Origin of the sequence: Neobacillus sp. 204 (assembly GCF_046562815.1) — a bacterium.
In the GTDB taxonomy this organism is placed as follows: Bacteria; Bacillota; Bacilli; order Bacillales; family Cytobacillaceae; genus Neobacillus.
Genome location: NZ_JBJORY010000005.1, coordinates 343,460 through 360,465, shown reverse-complemented (window position 1 = coordinate 360,465; position 17,006 = coordinate 343,460). Strand labels below are relative to the sequence as shown.

The following is a 17,006-nucleotide window of genomic DNA, read 5'->3' as shown; positions in this document are numbered from 1 at the left end:
GGGAAATCCTTAACCACGTTACTAAAGGGATTTTTTAATGTGAATAAGGACCTATTTCGATTATTCATATACCATCAAATCGTTATTTGGTTGGTAAATGACAGCGTAATTTTGAACAAAAGGCATAAATATTTCAAATAAATAATCAAAATAATAAACATGCTGTATAAAGAGCAAGTAGTCACAAGTATAATAAAAAAAACGGTTAGCAAAAAGGCGGAGTCATATGAGGAAAAATGTTAAAGGAAAAATGTTAATGGTAACCTTATGTTTATTAGTTTTCGGATTGATTGCTAGAAATGGCTTTACAAATAAGGCGAATGGTGAACAAACCCAAAATAACGGGATAACGGTTTATCTGGCTGGAGACTCGACTGCTGCTAGTTATTCAAGTTCGTTCGCCCCTCGGGCCGGCTGGGGACAAGTTTTTAATCGTTATTTCGATAATACCGTTGTAGTGATAAACGAGGCCAAAGCTGGCAGAAGCTCAAAAAGTTTTATTAAAGAAGGAAGGCTCAAATCAATCTTAAAACAGATTGAGAAAGGGGATTATCTATTCATTCAATTTGGTCATAATGACCAAATAAGAAAGGATCCAAACCGTTTTACGGAGCCTTATTCTTCCTACAAAAGATATTTAAAACAATATATTGACGGGGCCCGTGCTAAACAAGCCATTCCTGTTCTTGTGACACCTGTTGAACGAAGATCTTTCACAAATGAAGGAATAGCACGAAATACACATGGCGAGTATCCTAATGCTATGAAGGAACTTGGATTGGAAGAACATGTACCTGTTATTGACCTTACTGCTAAAAGTAAGAACTTGTTCCAAGAACTTGGGCCAGAAAAGACTAAGGATGTTTTCCTGTGGCTTGATGCCGGAGAAAAAGAGAAATATCCAAAGGGTGTCCATGATAATACACATTTTCAAAAAGCAGGAGCGGAGAAGATCTCTCGTCTTGTGCTTGTTGGCGTTGAGGAATTAAACTTGGTTCCACTTCGTAACCACATTTTGAAATAATTTTAACTACCTTGATTCGTTTAGTATTTCTGGAACTATCTTTGTGATAGTTTCTTTTTTTTCTTAAAATGCAAAGCATGAACAAAGAAATGACGATTAGTAAAGGTTATAATATATTTTGAATAAATCCATGCGAATCAACAAGGAGGGCTACTGCCTGAAAACCAAAAAAATAACACTACAGACAAAAATATTTGGGCTAGTTCTATTATTGGGATTATTGTTGATTCTACTGCTGACAATATTTTTCGGATATAGGGAAAGTAAACAAATTGAGGAAAACCGGGGCAGGATGGCGCTGGAAATCTCGAAAACAGTATCCTTCATTCCAACCATAATTGCTGCGTTTCAAACAAATGATCCATCGAAAACAATACAGCCCATTGCCGAGACGATCCGCAAAGAAACGGGCGCTGAATTTGTTGTCATAGGAAACAAAGATGGCACCAGGTATTCGCATCCATTAAAATCACTGATTGGGAAGAAAATGAAGGGCGGAGATAATGAAAGGGCTATAAAAAATAAGGAGTATTATGTATCGAAGGCAAAGGGGTCGCTTGGGCCATCGATAAGAGGGAAATCTCCTATTTTAAACAAAGAGGGAGAGGTAATTGGAATCGTTTCAGTCGGTTTTCTTCTCGAAGATGTCCATCAGCAAATCATGAAAAATGTCACCAAGGTTCTTCTAGTTTCACTCTTTGCCCTTTTGATATCACTTATCGGTAGTATCCTTCTTGGCCGGAATATCCGTAGAGATACGATGGGGCTTGAACCCTATGAAATTGCCGCACTTTATAAAGAAAAGAATGCTGTCCTCCATGGAGTTAAGGAAGGGATTTTAGCCATAGATAAGGAAGGCTATATTACCATGATGAATCAGCCCGCCAAAAGATTATTACATATTAATGGATCCGTCCGACATGTAAAAGTAGATGGGCTCTTTCCATCTGACTATTTATATGAAGTAGTAACATCAGGAATTCCACAAGTTGATAAAGAAATGGTTTGGAAAGATAAAACCGTTATCGTCAACTGTATTCCACTCTTTGATGATGATTCCAAGGTAAGTGGTGTAGTTGCATCTTTTCGTGATAAAACAGAAATTGAGCAAATGTTAAACACCCTATCTGAAGTAAATAGGTATTCAGAAGATCTCCGAGCGCAAACACATGAATACACGAATAAATTGTATGTCTTATTAGGTCTTCTTCAGTTAGAAGAATATGAACAGGCGATCGAGATGATCCAATCTGAAACAGAGGTATTACAATTTCAGAATTCTATTGTTTTTAACCATATCGAAGATACGAAAGTCCAAGCCATCCTTTTAGGGAAATTAGGAAAAGCTTCTGAGAAGAAAATAAAGTTTGAAATCGTATCTGATAGCTATTTAAAGGAATTGCCTGCTCATTTTAAGATTTCCAACCTAATTGTGATTATTGGAAACTTAATTGACAATGCCTTTGAAGCTGTCACTGGGTCAGATTTTCCTATTGTGAAATTTTTCGCTACTGATATTGGTAGTGATATCATTTTTGAGATTGCAGATAATGGGAAGGGAATTAGTGATACAGAAATTCCGCTTCTATTTGCGAGGGGATTTACTTCTAAAAATGGAGCTGAGCCGAGAGGGTTTGGCCTAGCAAATGCTGAAGCTGCAGTGGTAGAAATGAATGGGATGATTGAGGTGCAAAGTACCCCGGAAAGTGGAACTGTCTTTACCGTGTATCTCCCTAAGGAATACGAGAGGGGCCAAAAAGCATGAGTAGGATAAAAGTAGCCATCGCAGAGGATGATTTCCGAGTTGCAGATATCCATGAAAAGTTTTTAAAAAAATTTAAGGAAATCGAAGTGATTGGAAAATCTTTAAATGGGGAACAAACTCTTCAAATTCTGACTGAGAATACCCCCGATTTAGTAATATTGGATGTGTATATGCCTGATATGCTCGGATCTGATTTGCTTCCAATCATCCGTGAGCGTTTTCCAAAAGTAAGTATTATCATGATAACTGCAGCAACCGATAAAGTTTTCCTTGAAAAAGCACTAAGCTACGGTGTGGAGAATTATTTGATTAAACCGGTAAATAGAGAGAGATTTGACGAAGTCATTTTAGAATATATAAAAAAGCACTCCCTCCTAACTTCTACTCAAGATGTAGACCAGAATTATGTTGACCTTCTTTTTGGTAATAAAAAGACGGAAAAGATTGCAGGACTGCCTAAGGGAATTGATGAAATTACTCTCGGAAAGGTGAAAAACGCGCTACAGGTGAAAAACCAAGGACTTTCTGCTGAAGAAGTAGGGAAGGAAATTGGCGCGTCAAGGATTACTGCACGCAGGTATTTAGAATATCTATCATCTATTAAGGAAGCAAAAGCAGAAGTAGTTTATGGAATTGTCGGGAGGCCAGAACGAAAATATTATCCTGTCTAGTGAGGTTGCCAAACGGCATCCTTTCTTTATTTTGTAATCTACCACAATGTATTAAAAGAAATAATTTTGTCGTGAACAATATGTACAAAATAGTAAATAATGTACGATAATAACTTTATTTTGAAAACGTTTTCACTCTAGAGTATTTAGATTATTATTAATTTACTAACAAAAGGGGTGAAGATAATGCTAGCAATTTTAGGATTTTTAATGATCTTTATTTTTATGATATTAATTATGACAAAGCGTCTATCAGCGATGATTGCTTTAATGGTGATTCCGATTGTATTTGCATTAATAGGTGGATTTGGAAAAGAAATGGGACCTATGGCGCTTGAGGGGATAAAAAGCGTAGCACCAACAGGAATTATGATCCTTTTTGCGATTCTCTTTTTCGGAATAATGATTGATGCAGGTGTATTTGATCCGATCATCTCGACAATCTTGAATGTGGTAAAAGGGGATCCTGTAAAAATTGCAATTGGAACAGCCGTACTTGCATTATTAATCTCCCTTGATGGTGATGGAACCACTACATATATGATCACCATTTCAGCCATGCTTCCTTTATATAAACGAATAGGCATGAAACCTTTGGTTCTAGCTGGAATTGCTGTATCTTCTTCAGGTGTTATGAACCTTCTTCCATGGGGGGGTCCTACTGCTAGAGCTATGACAGCATTACATCTGGAGATGGGGGATATCTTTACTCCCGTAATCCCTAGTATGATAGGGGGAGTGTTGTTTGTATTGTTCATGGCATATTGTCTTGGTAGAAACGAGCGCAAACGGATCGGAGTATTGGAAATTGATTATAGCACGATGGCCATGATGGCAGCCACATCAGAGGAAGCCTTCCTTAAACGTCCCAAATTAATTCTTGTAAACTATCTATTAACCATTCTACTTTTAGTTGCTCTAATACAAGAATTGCTGCCTACCACCGTATTGTTTATGGTTGGTTTTGCCATTGCGATTACAATTAATTACCCTAATATAAATGAACAAAAAGAACGGATTATGCACTATGCGGATAATGCATTATCGGTCGTCTCAATGGTGTTTGCTGCAGGTATTTTTACAGGTATTCTTTCAGGGACGAAAATGGTCGATGCGATGGCACATACGATGATTACTCATATTCCAGATGGACTAGGCTCCCATTTTGCTCTTATCACAGCAATTATTAGTGCTCCATTCACGTTCTTCATGTCTAATGATGCATTTTACTACGGTGTACTTCCTTTGCTTGCTAAGGCAGCTAGTGGGTATGGAATTGACCCCGCTATGATTGGAAGAGCATCACTAATGGGATTACCAGTCCATTTATTAAGCCCTTTAGTACCCTCCACGTACTTATTAGTCGGCATGGTTGGAGAAGATTTCGGAGACCTGCAGCGCACTTTTCTGAAATGGGCAAGCGGTTCAACAGCGGTGATGATTTTAGTTGCACTTATTTTGTCCATCATTCCAATCTAACTGCTCGTATATAGTCCAAAGACTCGTTACCAGAGTTTTTGGACTACTTTTAATTTTAATGGAGTAAAAAAGGAGATTTTATGGAAGTATTCTTTCTTATCTTATTGAATGTCATTTTACCGGTATTTGTTTTAATAGGGGCTGGTGTATTTCTCCATCGGAAATTTAAGTTTGATATGAACACTTTATCAAAGCTAAATACATATTTTCTTATGCCATGTGTAGGATTTGTAAACATTTACCAGAATAATGTTGGCGGTGAAACACTGTTGCACATCATTGGCTTCTTAGTTATACAATGTTCTTGCTTAATGATCTTAAGTGCCATCATTTCAAAAATAGCAAAATTTGATAAAGGTCTTTCTTCAACATTTAAAAATAGTGTGGTCCTAAATAATTCTGGAAACTTTGGGTTACCTGTGAGTCAACTCGTTTTTCAACATAACCCTTTGGGTGCATCCATTCAGATTGTCGTCATGATTTTTCAGAATTTGCTTACCTACACGTATGGTTTACTGAATTCTGTTTCCGTTGATCAACGTGGAATAAAAGCAATGAAAGAGTTTCTAAAAAACCCAGTCATTTATGCTTTTATACTAGGATTGATTCTCCACACTTTACAGATAAAAATCCCAACATTTTTATGGACTCCAATAAAAAATACTTCAAATGCTTTTTTGGCAGTGGCGCTAGTTACGCTGGGTGCACAAAGTGCATACATAAAAATAACTCGATTCTCTTTGCCACTGTTTTTTAGCCTATTTGGACGTCTCATCTTATCTCCTGCAGTAGCTTTTATCATTATTTTAACTTTAAATTTGGAAGGTACTACGGCACAAGCGTTGTTTATTGCAAGCTCATTTCCTACATCAAGAAACAGTGCTCTTTTTGCATTAGAATATGGAAATTATCCAGAATACGCAGCACAAGTTGTTTTGCTGTCTACTATACTAAGCATGGTTACAGTAACTACGGTTGTATTTTTATCGACCATTTTATTTTAATCTGGTGAGGACCATTATAGTCAGAAACAATCTAGTAAAAAGCAGGTGAGAGATGGCAGCTGAACATAGCTGCCATCTTTCTTTATCTTCTTAACTTGGGAGAAGAATGAAAAAATTATTAAGCCACAAACTAAAGGAACATGAATTGAAAGAAGGGAAAGCACTGAAAAGGATAATAATAAGCTTATCTTTTATATTATTTTTTTCAACTAATGTTGTCTTAGCTGAAGAATTAACCGAACAAAAACAGATCCTAGTTGAAGGAAATGAGAAAGAAGGGGTTTACCTTTACGCGACACCAAATCCAAAAGACGAATTGTTTACGGATTTTGAAGTAAGGATTGGGAAAGAAATATTCGAAACCTATGGCTGGAATGCTCCCATGAGAGAAGAACGAAAGCCTGAATTACACGTGGTCGATCTTAATAAGGATGGACAAAAAGAAATCGTAGTTATAATTACTATTGGTACTGGTACATGGGTAGTTCAGAAAGAAGCGCATATTATCCAACAAGTAGAAACAATAGATGGAAAAGTGTATGAGGAAATGGACATTGAAAACCCTGTCCACACGATAGAGCGTGATTTCAAGATTACTGCTACCAATAAAACAATTCAGGTAAAAGGGAGAGGACATATTTGGAACGCGGAAAATTCTTGTGGCAAGACGTATTATCGCCACCGATTCCCCTTTTATCAATCCGTAAACTGGAAGGTTGAGGGCAATCAATTGGTCGCGAATGTAGGATTAACTCTCACTCACAACTGTGTCCCAGCGGGGTTTGTCCTAAAGTACAAGCAAAAAGGTGAAATTTATGTGGTGAAAAAGATAAAAGTGAATTTATAGGCGAATTGGAAAAGAGAAGCAGGAGACCGTAATGGCTCCAGCTTCTTTTAATTTACCTTGGATAACATTAATACATCCAAGTTGGAAATGTTTATCGCACCAGAGTCACGGATTTCCTTTAAGCTATTAATATCAAGGATGCTTATATTACGGTTTGATATTTGGATCCATTTTTGGTTTTTCCACTTATTAAGTATTTTATTTACTGTAATCCGAGAGGTCCCTATATAGCGGGCAAACGATGTTTGATCGATGGATACTTTCCCATTTTCGTTTATCAGTTTTAAAAGGAAGTGGGCCATTTGTTGTTCAACAGGGGAATTGAGAAAGGCAATAATTTCTGCCAAAATCCTAAATTTATAGATAAGCGAATTGGTGAAAATGCATGCGGCTTCAGGATGTTTCTCACAAATCATTCCTAGCGCTTCATCAGAGAAAAAATAGATCTCAGATAAACAGCTCGAAATGGCAGAGGTTAAATAGGGTTCATTTCTAACACCGTGTTCTCCAAACAACATACCTTCTGGTACATAATTCACCGTTCGCTCCACTCCTTCGCTAGAGAGGAGTGTGATCTTTATCCCACCCTTAGATAGGTAGAAAAAGCCCTTGCCTTCACCTCCCTGATGGTAAACGGCTGAATTTTCCTCAATCACAAGTCTTTTTCCATAGTTTAAAAAGGGACGCCACGAATAGCGAAGATTTTTCATATCAACCCCTTACCGAGCAGCTTTTTTAATTCTCCGGGTTTCTTTATTAAAAACTTTTTCCCATGCATCTCTATGATTTCTTCTTCTTTCCATTGTTTTAATATCTTATATAAGGTGATTCTCGTTAAGCCTGTGCATTTTGTCAGGTCCTGCTGTGTAAGAGGTACTTCGTATTTCTTAAATTCATAACAAATATTTAATAGAATGGCAGACAATTGTTGTTCTGGTGTAAGGGTATCCAAATAAATTTTATCCGCTAGGATGTGCATTTTATGAATCACAGTTTTGATAAACATGTTAAGGATGGATGGTTGGGCCTTGATTAATGTTTGAAAATGTTCACAAGAAAAATAATAAAGTATAGATTCATTAACCGCCGTTGCCGTCGTAAAATGCGGTTGTCGATCCATCGCTTGAACCCCCAATAGCTGCCTAGGAATGGCGATGTTCAACAAGCGTTCTTTACCAATGGGAGTGGTTGTTGTCACTTTTACTAATCCCTTGTGGATATAATAAAACCCATCTCCCATTGTTCCTTGCTGGTAAATAGTTGTTTTTTCCTTGAAGAATTGTCTAGTACCAAACTGTAAGCATGATTCCCAATTGATATCATTGTCAAACAAGATTGCCAACTAATCAACTCCTAAGTGAGATTTAATACAAAAATATGAATCTAAGAAAAATCTAAGTTAATTAAATGCAATTTTTTGTTAGCGCTTACATTTTTATGTAAAAAAATATTAAATATGTTAACCGCTTAACAATAGTGTAAAAGATTCCAGATGTAAAATCAAATATTGATCATTATCAAATAAAAATAGATTGAAAAATGCAACTTTTTAGAAAAAATGTTAATCAGACTACAATGACACAAAAAATTCAAATTTATAATGAAAATATGAATGAAAAGGGGGATGTTTTATGGGAATTCGTACAGGAGCACAGTATATCGAGGCGTTAAAATCCCGAAATCCAGAAGTTTGGTTATCAGGTAAAAAAGTAAAAAATATCTTTGAAGAGCCAGTTTTTCATCAGCCAATTCTTCAAATTGCCAAGCTATATGATCTGCAGCATGACTCCAAGTTTCAAGAGGACATTACCTATATTTGTAAAGAAACGGGAGAAAGAATATCGAATGCATTCTTGGTTCCGAAAAGCTATCAGGATCTACAAGCACGGAGAAGAACGTTTGAAGAGTTCGCTAAAGCGACATTTGGTTTAATGGGCAGAACTCCTGATTTCTTGAATGTCGTGGTAACTTCAATGGCGAGCAATTCCGAGTTCTTGGACAAATACAATCCAGAATGGGGAAAAAACATTCGTTCATATTTTAAGCATATCCGCGATAATGACTTATTTTTAACTCATGCCATCATCAATCCGCAAAATGACCGCAGCAAATCATCACACGAACAACAAGACATGTTTACCCATCTTGGTACTGTAAAAGAAACACCTGATGGTTTAATTGTAAGAGGAGCGAAAATGCTAGCTACTCTTGCACCAATCACTGACGAAGTAATAGTATATTCTTTTCCTGGTTTTAAGCCTGGTGATGAGCGCTATGCCCTTGCATTTGCCCTTCCACTTGATACGCCGGGTCTACGTATTATCTGTCGTGAAGCCATGCAGGATGGACAACGTTCTGTTTATGATCATCCATTAGCATCAAGATTTGAAGAAATGGATGCGGTTCTAGTCTTCAATGATGTTTTAGTACCTTGGGATCGTGTATTCCTTTATAACAATGTCGAAGCAGCCAATTTACTCTATCCGAAAACAGGAATCGCTCAGCAGCCAGCCCACCAGTCTGGTGTGAGAGGGTTAATCAAATTACAATTTGCAACCGAAGTCGCGTGTAAAATCGCCGACTCCATCGGTGTGGATGGATACCTAAATGTACAAAATGATTTAGGAGAATTAATCCAATCAGTAGAATCGATTCGAGCATTGCTCCGAATTTCTGAATATGAACATGAAGTAACTGCTACAGGCGAAGTGATGCCAGCCTATGCGCCACTTGAAACCATTAGAGGCTTGCTGCCAAAGATGTACCCTCGGGCAATTGAGGTAATCCAAATCATTGGTGCAGGTGGACTCCTAATGTCTCCGACAGAAGCCGATTTCGAGAATCCGGAATTGAGAGAGGATTTAGAGAAGTATTATGTGGGAAGAGAGGGAGTTTCAGCACAAGAGCGCGTCCATCTCTTTAAGCTAGCATGGGATTTATGTGGTGAGGCATTTGGACAGAGAGTTCTTCAATATGAACGCTATTATACTGGAGATCCAATCCGTAAAAGAGCGATTTTCTATAACAACCACAAAAGGAAAAATTCTTTTGAGCTAGCCGACGAAGCCATGAAAATATTTACTCTGAAAAATGAGGTTACAAGCATATAAACATTTATCCGTAATAGAAAGGATGTTCACTCTATGAAGTTATTAGGAATTTCAGGCACAATTATTGGAGCAAAGACTAGTATCGTTGTTTCAAAGGTATTGGAAGAAGTAAAGAAACATCATCCCAACGTTGAAGTAGAACTATTGGATTTAAGAGATTATGATGTTCAGTTTTGTGATGGCCGTAATCCTTCAAGCTATACAGGTGACACGAAAAAAGTTCTTGATATTGTTAATTCTGCTGACTTCTATATTATCGGAACACCGATATTCCAGGGTTCTTTATCAGGCCCACTCAAAAATTTGTTTGATTTAATCAATCCAAAGGATATTCGCAACAAAGTAATCGGTTTTGTTGCTACTGGTGGAACATACCAGCATTACCTGGTGATCGAAAATCAATTGAAGCCAATCGCCGGATTTTTCCGAGCCTTTGTCGCCCCTGGTTATGTCTATGTTAATAACGATCATTTTAGCAAAGAAAATGAAATTATCGATGCTGAGGTTCTTACTAGAATAACTGCCTTAGCCAAAGAAGTGGTTTTCATGCAGGAAGCCTTAAAATCATCGGAGGAAAAATTTGCAACAGTAAATGGATAAGCTTAAAAGTTGAGAGGAGAAGATGGATATGACAAACTCTTTAAAACCAATTAACCTTTGGGGATTTATCGAAGAAAACAAGGATCTACTAAAGCCGCCAGTAAATAATAAAGTAGTTTGGAAGGATTCCGAACTACTGTTCATGGTCCTCGGTGGTCCAAACAAACGGCGTGATTTTCATGTTGACCCATCAGAAGAGATTTTTTATCAATTAAAAGGTGATTGTTACGTTGAGATTATTAATGCTGAGGGTAAAAGAGAAGTAATTACGGTGAAAGAAGGAGAAGTATTTCATCTCCCTCCAAATGTACCCCACTCTCCACATCGGGTCGCTGATACAATCGGAATCGTAATTGAACGTGATAGAGCAGATGGTGAATTAGAGGATTTTGTTTGGTTCTGTGATGAATGTGATCATGAAATGCACCGCGTTACCGTCCAATTGACGAATATTGAAGTGCAGGTAAAAGAGGCGATTAACGGATTTAACAGTAATTTAGAGCTCCGGTCTTGTAAGAACTGTGGACATATTATGCCAGAAGAAGCGAGTGAATGGAAATGCGAGTAGATTTTCATACTCATATCATCCCAGAGAATTTCCCTGATTTTGCGAAAAAGTACCAAAATGACAAGTGGCCGGTTCTCCAGCCAACCTGCTCTTGTGGTGCTAATATTATGGTAGCTGGGAAGGTTTTTCGAGAAGTGACAGACCAGGTTTGGAGTCCAGAAAAACGGATTCACGATATGGAAAAAGAAAATGTAGACATACAAGTTTTATCGCCAATTCCTGTAACGTTTTCCTATTGGGCACCGACAGAAGAAGCGGTAGCTATGGCTAGATTTCAAAATGATTTCATCGCAGAAACAGTTGCTCAGCATCCGACAAAATTTATTGGGTTAGGGACAGTGCCGCTTCAAAATGTTGAGGCTGCGATTCGTGAGCTCGATCGATGTATCCATGTGCTCGGTTTAAAGGGGATCGAGATTGGCACAAACATTAATGGTAGGAATTTAGACGATAATTCGTTAACTGAATTCTTTGCGATGTGCGCGAAGTGGAATGTACCGATCTTTGTTCATCCATGGGAAACGTTAGGCAGTGATCGATTTACTTCCCATAACTTAATGTACACGGTGGGGATGCCAAGTGAAACGGCTTTAGCTGTAGCAAGTTTAATTCTAGGCGGTGTCATCGAGAAATTTCCAGGACTTAAAATTTGTTTTTCTCATGGTGGCGGGTCCCTTCCTTATATTTTACCAAGGCTTGATCATGGTTGGAATGTATGGCCACAATTAAGGCTAACCGAGAATCCACCAAGTTTCTATGCAAAGAAATTTTTCTATGATTCGATCGTAAATAACCCTGTAAATATTAAATTCTTAGTCGAAAAATTTGGTGCTGAACAAGTCATCATGGGGTCGGATTACCCATTCTTACTGCGCGAAACTCCACCAGGGAAGATTATTGATGACACATTAACATTATCAGAAGATGATAAACGAGCCATGCTAGGAGAAAATGCACTTAGATTTTTAAATATCCCTGTAAATCTACTAATTTAATCGGAAAAGAGATGAGAAAATGATAGACAAGGTGATAACTCCAGAAGAGAGATTAAAGGAACTTGGATTGCAGTTGCCGCCCCTCCGCCCTGCATCTGGTAATTACGTTAGCTGTGTTCGGACTGGGAATCTACTTTTCACATCAGGACAGGGTACAGATGAATACCGTGGGAAGCTTGGTGAGGATGTATCCGTAGAAGTAGGCTATCAGGCAGCAAGGGAATGCATGCTTAATCTATTAGCAGTAGTCAAAAATGAACTCGGTGACCTCAACAAAGTGAAACGGATTGTCAAAATACTTGGTATGGTCAACAGCTCTCCTGATTTTAAAGACCAACCTAAAGTCATGAATGGTTCCTCTGATTTATTGGTGGAAGTGTTTGGTGAAAAGGGAAGGCATGCGAGATCAGCAGTAGGTATGTCACAGCTGCCCCACAATAATGCTGTTGAGGTTGAAATGATTGTAGAAGTTGAGGATGGTGATATTAATGAGTAATGTCCTAGAAAAACAACTTCAAATTAACGATGCCAAGCTGTTTATTAATGGAGAATATGTAAGCGCTATTTCAGGTGAAACCTTTGACACTCTTAATCCAGCAACAAATCAAAAATTAGCTGCTGTCGCTAGTGCAAGTGAGAAAGATGTAGAAAGAGCGATTCAGGTCGCAAAGCGTACCTATGATAGTGGTATTTGGAGTAAAATTCCAGTAGAAGAAAGAGCAAAGATCCTGTGCAGAATGGCAGATCTTGTCATGGAACGAGTCGAGGAGTTAGCGCTAATTGAAACATTAGATGTGGGTAAGCCCATTAGAGAAAGCAGAGATTTTGATATCCCGCGTGCAGCATCAAACTTAAGATTCTTTGCAGAAATGGCAAAATACATTAATCACGAGCATTACGAACAATCCAAGCATATGAGCTATACCAAATATGCACCAGCAGGTGTCACAAGTTTGATCATTCCTTGGAATTTACCATTCATGCAAATGACATGGAAAGCTTCTGCTGCGTTAGCTGCTGGTAATACCGTGATCGTTAAGCCTGCTTCCTATACACCACTAAGTGCGGTCCTGTTAGGTGAAATTGCCAACGAAGCAGGATTACCGCCAGGCGTGTTGAATATACTAACAGGTCCGGGTGGAACAGTAGGAACGGCAATGACCACTCATCCATACGTTCGCAGGATTTCTTTTGTCGGGGAGAGTTCCACAGGTAAAACAGTTATGAGAAATGCAGCATCCCAGTTAATTCCGGTATCATTAGAATTAGGTGGTAAATCCGCCAATATCGTATTTGAGGATGCCGACTTAGATGAAGCTGTCGCGGGCTCAATTGAAGCGATTTTTAGAAATCAAGGGGAAATCTGTTTAGCTGGCTCACGATTATTGGTGCAAGAATCAGTTTATGATAAATTCCTCGAAAAATTTGTTAATGCTACAAAGAACATCAAAGTGGGAGACCCATTGGATGAAACTACGGATATGGGGGCGCTTATATCCAAAGGTCATCTAGAAACGGTTGACAACTATGTGCAAATTGGAATTTCTGAAGGGGCGAAACTTGCTGCGGGTGGTAAACGTGTGGCAGGATTGTCACAAGGAAACTTTTACGAACCGACCGTCCTTTATGATGTAAATAACAAAATGAGAGTCGCACAAGAAGAAATCTTTGGACCGGTTTTAGTTGTCATTCCATTTAAAACGGAAGAGGAAGCTATTCAAATCGCCAACGATTCGATTTATGGTTTGGCTGGAGTTGTTTGGTCGAATGATTTAAGACGTGCTCATCGTGTAGCATCTCAAATCGATTCAGGCCTATTCTGGATCAATTGTTGGTATTATCGTGATTTAAGAACTCCTTTTGGTGGTTCAAAAGCAAGCGGTATTGGCCGGGAAGGTGGACGTCATAGTTTTGAATTTTACACAGAAGCCAAGACGATCACAATGAAATTATAAAATAATAGATAAGGTGGCTACTTGGCCACTTTTTATCTATTCATATTGTAAAGGGCAGGTGTAGGAAATATGGATGCAGCAGTAGAACGAATTGTGGAAGAATTAATCAAAGCAGAAAGTCATCAATCCCCCGTTGAACCGTTGACCGCACGTTATTCTGGATTGACTGTGAGTGATGCTTACCAAATTCAACTTGAAGTAATCAGGAAAAAGCTAAAAGAAGGACATGCAGTGATTGGGAAAAAAGTAGGCTTAACAAGCAAAGCAATGCAGCAAATGCTTGGAGTGGATGAGCCTGATTATGGTCACTTGTTAACAGATATGAAGATTGACGATCAAGCAACGGTGAAAGTTGCTGAATTCATCAATCCCAGGGTTGAGGCAGAAATCGGCTTTATATTGGAACAAGACTTAGTTGGACCCAATGTGAACTATCTTGATGTGTTAATGGCAACGAAATATGTCGTCCCAACGATTGAAATTATTGACAGTCGTATTTCTGATTGGAATATCAAATTGGTTGATACCGTGGCTGATAATGGCTCCTCTGCAAGAGTTGTCGTCGGGAAAAAACTCAGCACCATTGCGGGCTTAGATTTGCGAACTCAGGGTATGGTTCTATATCAAAACGAGGTGCCAGTGGCTACCGGAGCAGGAACAGCAGCCCTCGGACATCCAGCACAAGCAGTGGCGTGGTTAGCCAATAAATTATCTGAATTTGGGATGATGCTTAAAGCTGGGGAGTTAATCCTTCCTGGGTCACTTTCCAGTGCTGTTGCAGTTAAAGCTGGCGATACGATTTCCGCACATTTCGGCCAATTAGGTAAGGTTTCAGTCACATTCGAGTAAAAAAAGAGGGAGGTTTAAATATGCAACTGATGCAAGGAACAGACCAAGAAATTGTTACGTACCTTTTAACAGCTGAAAAGGAAAAACGGGAGGTCGAAAAAATTACCACACGTCTTCCAGATCTCACCTTTGTTCAAGCCTATGAGATCCAACAAAAGTTAATCGAGAGAAAGGAGCAAGAGGGACTGCGCCGAATTGGGGTGAAACTCGGTTTAACCAGTAAGGCAAAGCAAGAGATGATGGGTGTCCATGAAGCGATTTACGGGTATTTAATGGATGACATGCTGGCACCTGAATGGGAACCAGTTCAACATAGTCATTTCATTCATCCGAAGGCAGAGCCAGAAATTGCTTTCTTGATTAATGAAGATATTCAAGGAACTAGTGTTACCACAGAAGATATTTTAAAGGTGACGAAATATATTGCTCCAGCGATTGAAATCATTGACAGCCGGTATTTAGATTTCAAGTTCACTCTCGTAGATGTAGTGGCGGATAATTGTTCTTCCTCCAAATTTATTGTCGGTAACAAATGGGTATCGGCGGAAAAGATAAACCTGAAAGAAATTGGTGTCTACCTGTCTAAGAATTCAGAGGTTGCAACAACTGGGACCAGTGCTGCTGTATTAGGAGATCCGGCTGCAGCCGTTGCTTGGGCTGTTAACAAGCTTGGAGAAACAGGACGGGGCTTAAAGAAAGGTGAGATTATTCTTAGCGGTGCCATCACAGAAGCGATTAGTTTTCAAGCTGGTGATACCATTTCGGCACATTTTGCAGAGCTGGGCAGTGTTTCTTTCTCTAGCAAATAACCCAAATACATAATAAAAATTACAGGGAGATTGGAGGATCCATATGCTTTTAACTTTAGAGGATGCACAATTAATGGACAAAAAAGATAGCCTTCATCGATTTCGCGATGAATTTTACTTAAAGCCGAATTCTATTTATATGGACGGGAATTCATTGGGGCTTCTTTCGAAAAGAGCAGAGCGGACGCTCTTGGAGTCCTTAAATGATTGGAAAGAGCATGGAATTGACGGCTGGACAACCGGGAGGCACCCATGGTTTTTTTTATCAGAAAAATTGGGTGAGATGTTGGCTCCATTAGTAGGTGCTCAAGCAAATGAAGTCATTGTAACGGGTTCCACAACGGTCAATTTGCATCAGTTAGTGGCTACTTTTTATAAGCCAGAAGGGACACGGACAAAAATTTTAGCGGATGAATTAACTTTTCCATCAGATATTTATGCACTGCAAAGTCAGCTTCGCATTCACGGATTTGATCCAGAGACACATCTAGTTCGTGTAAAAAGCCGGGATGGGCGTTTTTTAGAAGAAGAAGATATTATTAACGCGATGACCGATGAAATTGCCCTCATCATTTTACCAACCGTCCTCTATCGTAGTGGGCAAATATTAGATATGAAACGCTTAACAGCAGAAGCGAACCAACGAGGAATCCTCATTGGTTTTGATGGATGTCATTCGATTGGAGCGATTCCACATTCGTTTAGTGAATGGGGCGTTGATTTTGCGTATTGGTGCAATTATAAACATTTAAATGGTGGACCGGGAAGTGTTGGCGGATTATTTGTCAATTCTAAACATTTTGGTACAGCCCCTGGCCTGGCTGGCTGGTTCGGTTCGAAAAAAGAGAAACAATTCGATATGGAACACGCTTTAACACCAGCTGATTCCGCTGGAGCCTATCAAATCGGGACACCACATGTACTGAGTCTAGCCCCATTACTTGGCGCGCTGGAAATTTTTACAGACGCAGGAATTGAAAATATTCGTGTAAAATCATTAAAGATTAATCAATTTTTAATGGACCTATTGGAACAAGAGGTAGCAAATATGGGATTTATGATTGGAAACCCTGTTGAAGATTTCCGTCGTGGGGGTCATGTAAGTTTAGAGCATAAAGAAGCTGCACGAATTTGTAAAGCGTTGAAAGAAAATGGGATCATTCCGGATTTCCGAGCTCCAAACATCATTCGTCTTGCTCCTGTTGCGCTCTATACCTCGTACACAGAAGTTTGGGAAGTTGTCCAAATTCTAAAGAAGATTATGACAGAAAAGCAATATGAAAAGTTTAAAAATGAACGTGAAGTCGTTGCTTAATCTAATCAAACGAGG

General features: G+C 38.8%; 17 protein-coding genes. 15 read left to right on the top strand and 2 right to left on the bottom strand.

Annotation, left to right across the window (positions count from 1 at the left end; translation table 11 throughout):
- The first annotated feature begins 226 nt into the window (after nt 1-226).
- The 6 genes from ACJ004_RS13105 to ACJ004_RS13080 all read left to right on the top strand — a co-directional run bounded on the left by ACJ004_RS13105 (nt 227) and on the right by ACJ004_RS13080 (nt 6,790).
- The gene (locus tag ACJ004_RS13105; RefSeq protein WP_410893468.1) at nt 227-1,024 is read left to right on the top strand and encodes a rhamnogalacturonan acetylesterase; all 798 of its coding nucleotides are present in this window, start codon (nt 227-229) and stop codon (nt 1,022-1,024) included.
- A gap of 130 nt (nt 1,025-1,154) precedes the next feature.
- Complete coding sequence (locus ACJ004_RS13100; protein WP_410893498.1) at nt 1,155-2,789, top strand: ATP-binding protein; 1,635 nt, start codon at nt 1,155-1,157, stop codon at nt 2,787-2,789.
- Complete coding sequence (locus ACJ004_RS13095; RefSeq protein ID WP_410893467.1) at nt 2,786-3,460, top strand: response regulator; 675 nt, start codon at nt 2,786-2,788, stop codon at nt 3,458-3,460. The genes ACJ004_RS13100 and ACJ004_RS13095 overlap by 4 nt, the downstream gene beginning before the upstream one ends.
- Nucleotides 3,461-3,616: 156 nt before the next feature.
- Nucleotides 3,617-4,939 carry a CitMHS family transporter gene (locus ACJ004_RS13090; RefSeq protein WP_410893497.1) on the top strand — a complete coding sequence of 441 codons (1,323 nt, stop codon included), beginning with the start codon at nt 3,617-3,619 and terminating at the stop codon, nt 4,937-4,939.
- Nucleotides 4,940-5,019: 80 nt separating this feature from the next.
- A complete protein-coding gene (locus ACJ004_RS13085) occupies nt 5,020-5,943 on the top strand; it encodes an AEC family transporter (RefSeq protein WP_410893466.1) in 924 nt (307 codons plus the stop codon).
- 106 nt (nt 5,944-6,049) lie between these two features.
- On the top strand, nt 6,050-6,790 hold the full coding sequence (locus tag ACJ004_RS13080; RefSeq protein WP_410893465.1) for a hypothetical protein: 741 nt from the start codon (nt 6,050-6,052) through the stop codon (nt 6,788-6,790).
- Between the two features lie 47 nt (nt 6,791-6,837).
- On the opposite strand, the gene ACJ004_RS13075 is transcribed toward ACJ004_RS13080, so the two are convergent.
- Both ACJ004_RS13075 and ACJ004_RS13070 read right to left on the bottom strand, forming a co-directional pair.
- Complete coding sequence (locus tag ACJ004_RS13075) at nt 6,838-7,500, bottom strand: Crp/Fnr family transcriptional regulator (RefSeq protein WP_410893464.1); 663 nt, start codon at nt 7,498-7,500, stop codon at nt 6,838-6,840.
- Nucleotides 7,497-8,132, bottom strand: a complete 636-nt coding sequence (locus ACJ004_RS13070) for a Crp/Fnr family transcriptional regulator (RefSeq protein WP_410893463.1) — start codon at nt 8,130-8,132, stop codon at nt 7,497-7,499. The genes ACJ004_RS13075 and ACJ004_RS13070 overlap by 4 nt, the downstream gene beginning before the upstream one ends.
- 289 nt (nt 8,133-8,421) lie before the next feature.
- Here ACJ004_RS13070 and ACJ004_RS13065 point away from each other — a divergent pair, with 289 nt between their 5' ends.
- The 9 genes from ACJ004_RS13065 to kynU all read left to right on the top strand — a co-directional run bounded on the left by ACJ004_RS13065 (nt 8,422) and on the right by kynU (nt 16,991).
- Nucleotides 8,422-9,900 carry a 4-hydroxyphenylacetate 3-hydroxylase family protein gene (locus ACJ004_RS13065; RefSeq protein ID WP_410893462.1) on the top strand — a complete coding sequence of 493 codons (1,479 nt, stop codon included), beginning with the start codon at nt 8,422-8,424 and terminating at the stop codon, nt 9,898-9,900.
- 33 nt (nt 9,901-9,933) lie between these two features.
- The gene (locus tag ACJ004_RS13060; RefSeq protein WP_410893461.1) at nt 9,934-10,500 is read left to right on the top strand and encodes an NADPH-dependent FMN reductase; all 567 of its coding nucleotides are present in this window, start codon (nt 9,934-9,936) and stop codon (nt 10,498-10,500) included.
- Nucleotides 10,501-10,528: 28 nt separating this feature from the next.
- Nucleotides 10,529-11,068, top strand: a complete 540-nt coding sequence (locus ACJ004_RS13055) for a 3-hydroxyanthranilate 3,4-dioxygenase (RefSeq protein ID WP_410893460.1) — start codon at nt 10,529-10,531, stop codon at nt 11,066-11,068.
- Nucleotides 11,053-12,063, top strand: a complete 1,011-nt coding sequence (locus ACJ004_RS13050) for an amidohydrolase family protein (protein WP_410893459.1) — start codon at nt 11,053-11,055, stop codon at nt 12,061-12,063. Before ACJ004_RS13055 ends, ACJ004_RS13050 begins: the two co-directional genes overlap by 16 nt.
- A gap of 22 nt (nt 12,064-12,085) precedes the next feature.
- Nucleotides 12,086-12,559, top strand: a complete 474-nt coding sequence (locus ACJ004_RS13045) for a RidA family protein (RefSeq protein WP_410893496.1) — start codon at nt 12,086-12,088, stop codon at nt 12,557-12,559.
- Complete coding sequence (locus ACJ004_RS13040; RefSeq protein ID WP_410893457.1) at nt 12,552-14,018, top strand: aldehyde dehydrogenase; 1,467 nt, start codon at nt 12,552-12,554, stop codon at nt 14,016-14,018. Before ACJ004_RS13045 ends, ACJ004_RS13040 begins: the two co-directional genes overlap by 8 nt.
- Before the next feature lie 69 nt (nt 14,019-14,087).
- On the top strand, nt 14,088-14,867 hold the full coding sequence (locus tag ACJ004_RS13035) for a 2-keto-4-pentenoate hydratase (RefSeq protein WP_410893456.1): 780 nt from the start codon (nt 14,088-14,090) through the stop codon (nt 14,865-14,867).
- Nucleotides 14,868-14,887: 20 nt separating this feature from the next.
- Nucleotides 14,888-15,676 carry a 2-keto-4-pentenoate hydratase gene (locus tag ACJ004_RS13030; RefSeq protein WP_410893455.1) on the top strand — a complete coding sequence of 263 codons (789 nt, stop codon included), beginning with the start codon at nt 14,888-14,890 and terminating at the stop codon, nt 15,674-15,676.
- A 43-nt stretch (nt 15,677-15,719) separates the two neighbouring features.
- On the top strand, nt 15,720-16,991 hold the full coding sequence (kynU, locus tag ACJ004_RS13025; protein ID WP_410893453.1) for a kynureninase: 1,272 nt from the start codon (nt 15,720-15,722) through the stop codon (nt 16,989-16,991).
- The last annotated feature ends 15 nt before the right edge of the window (nt 16,992-17,006 follow it).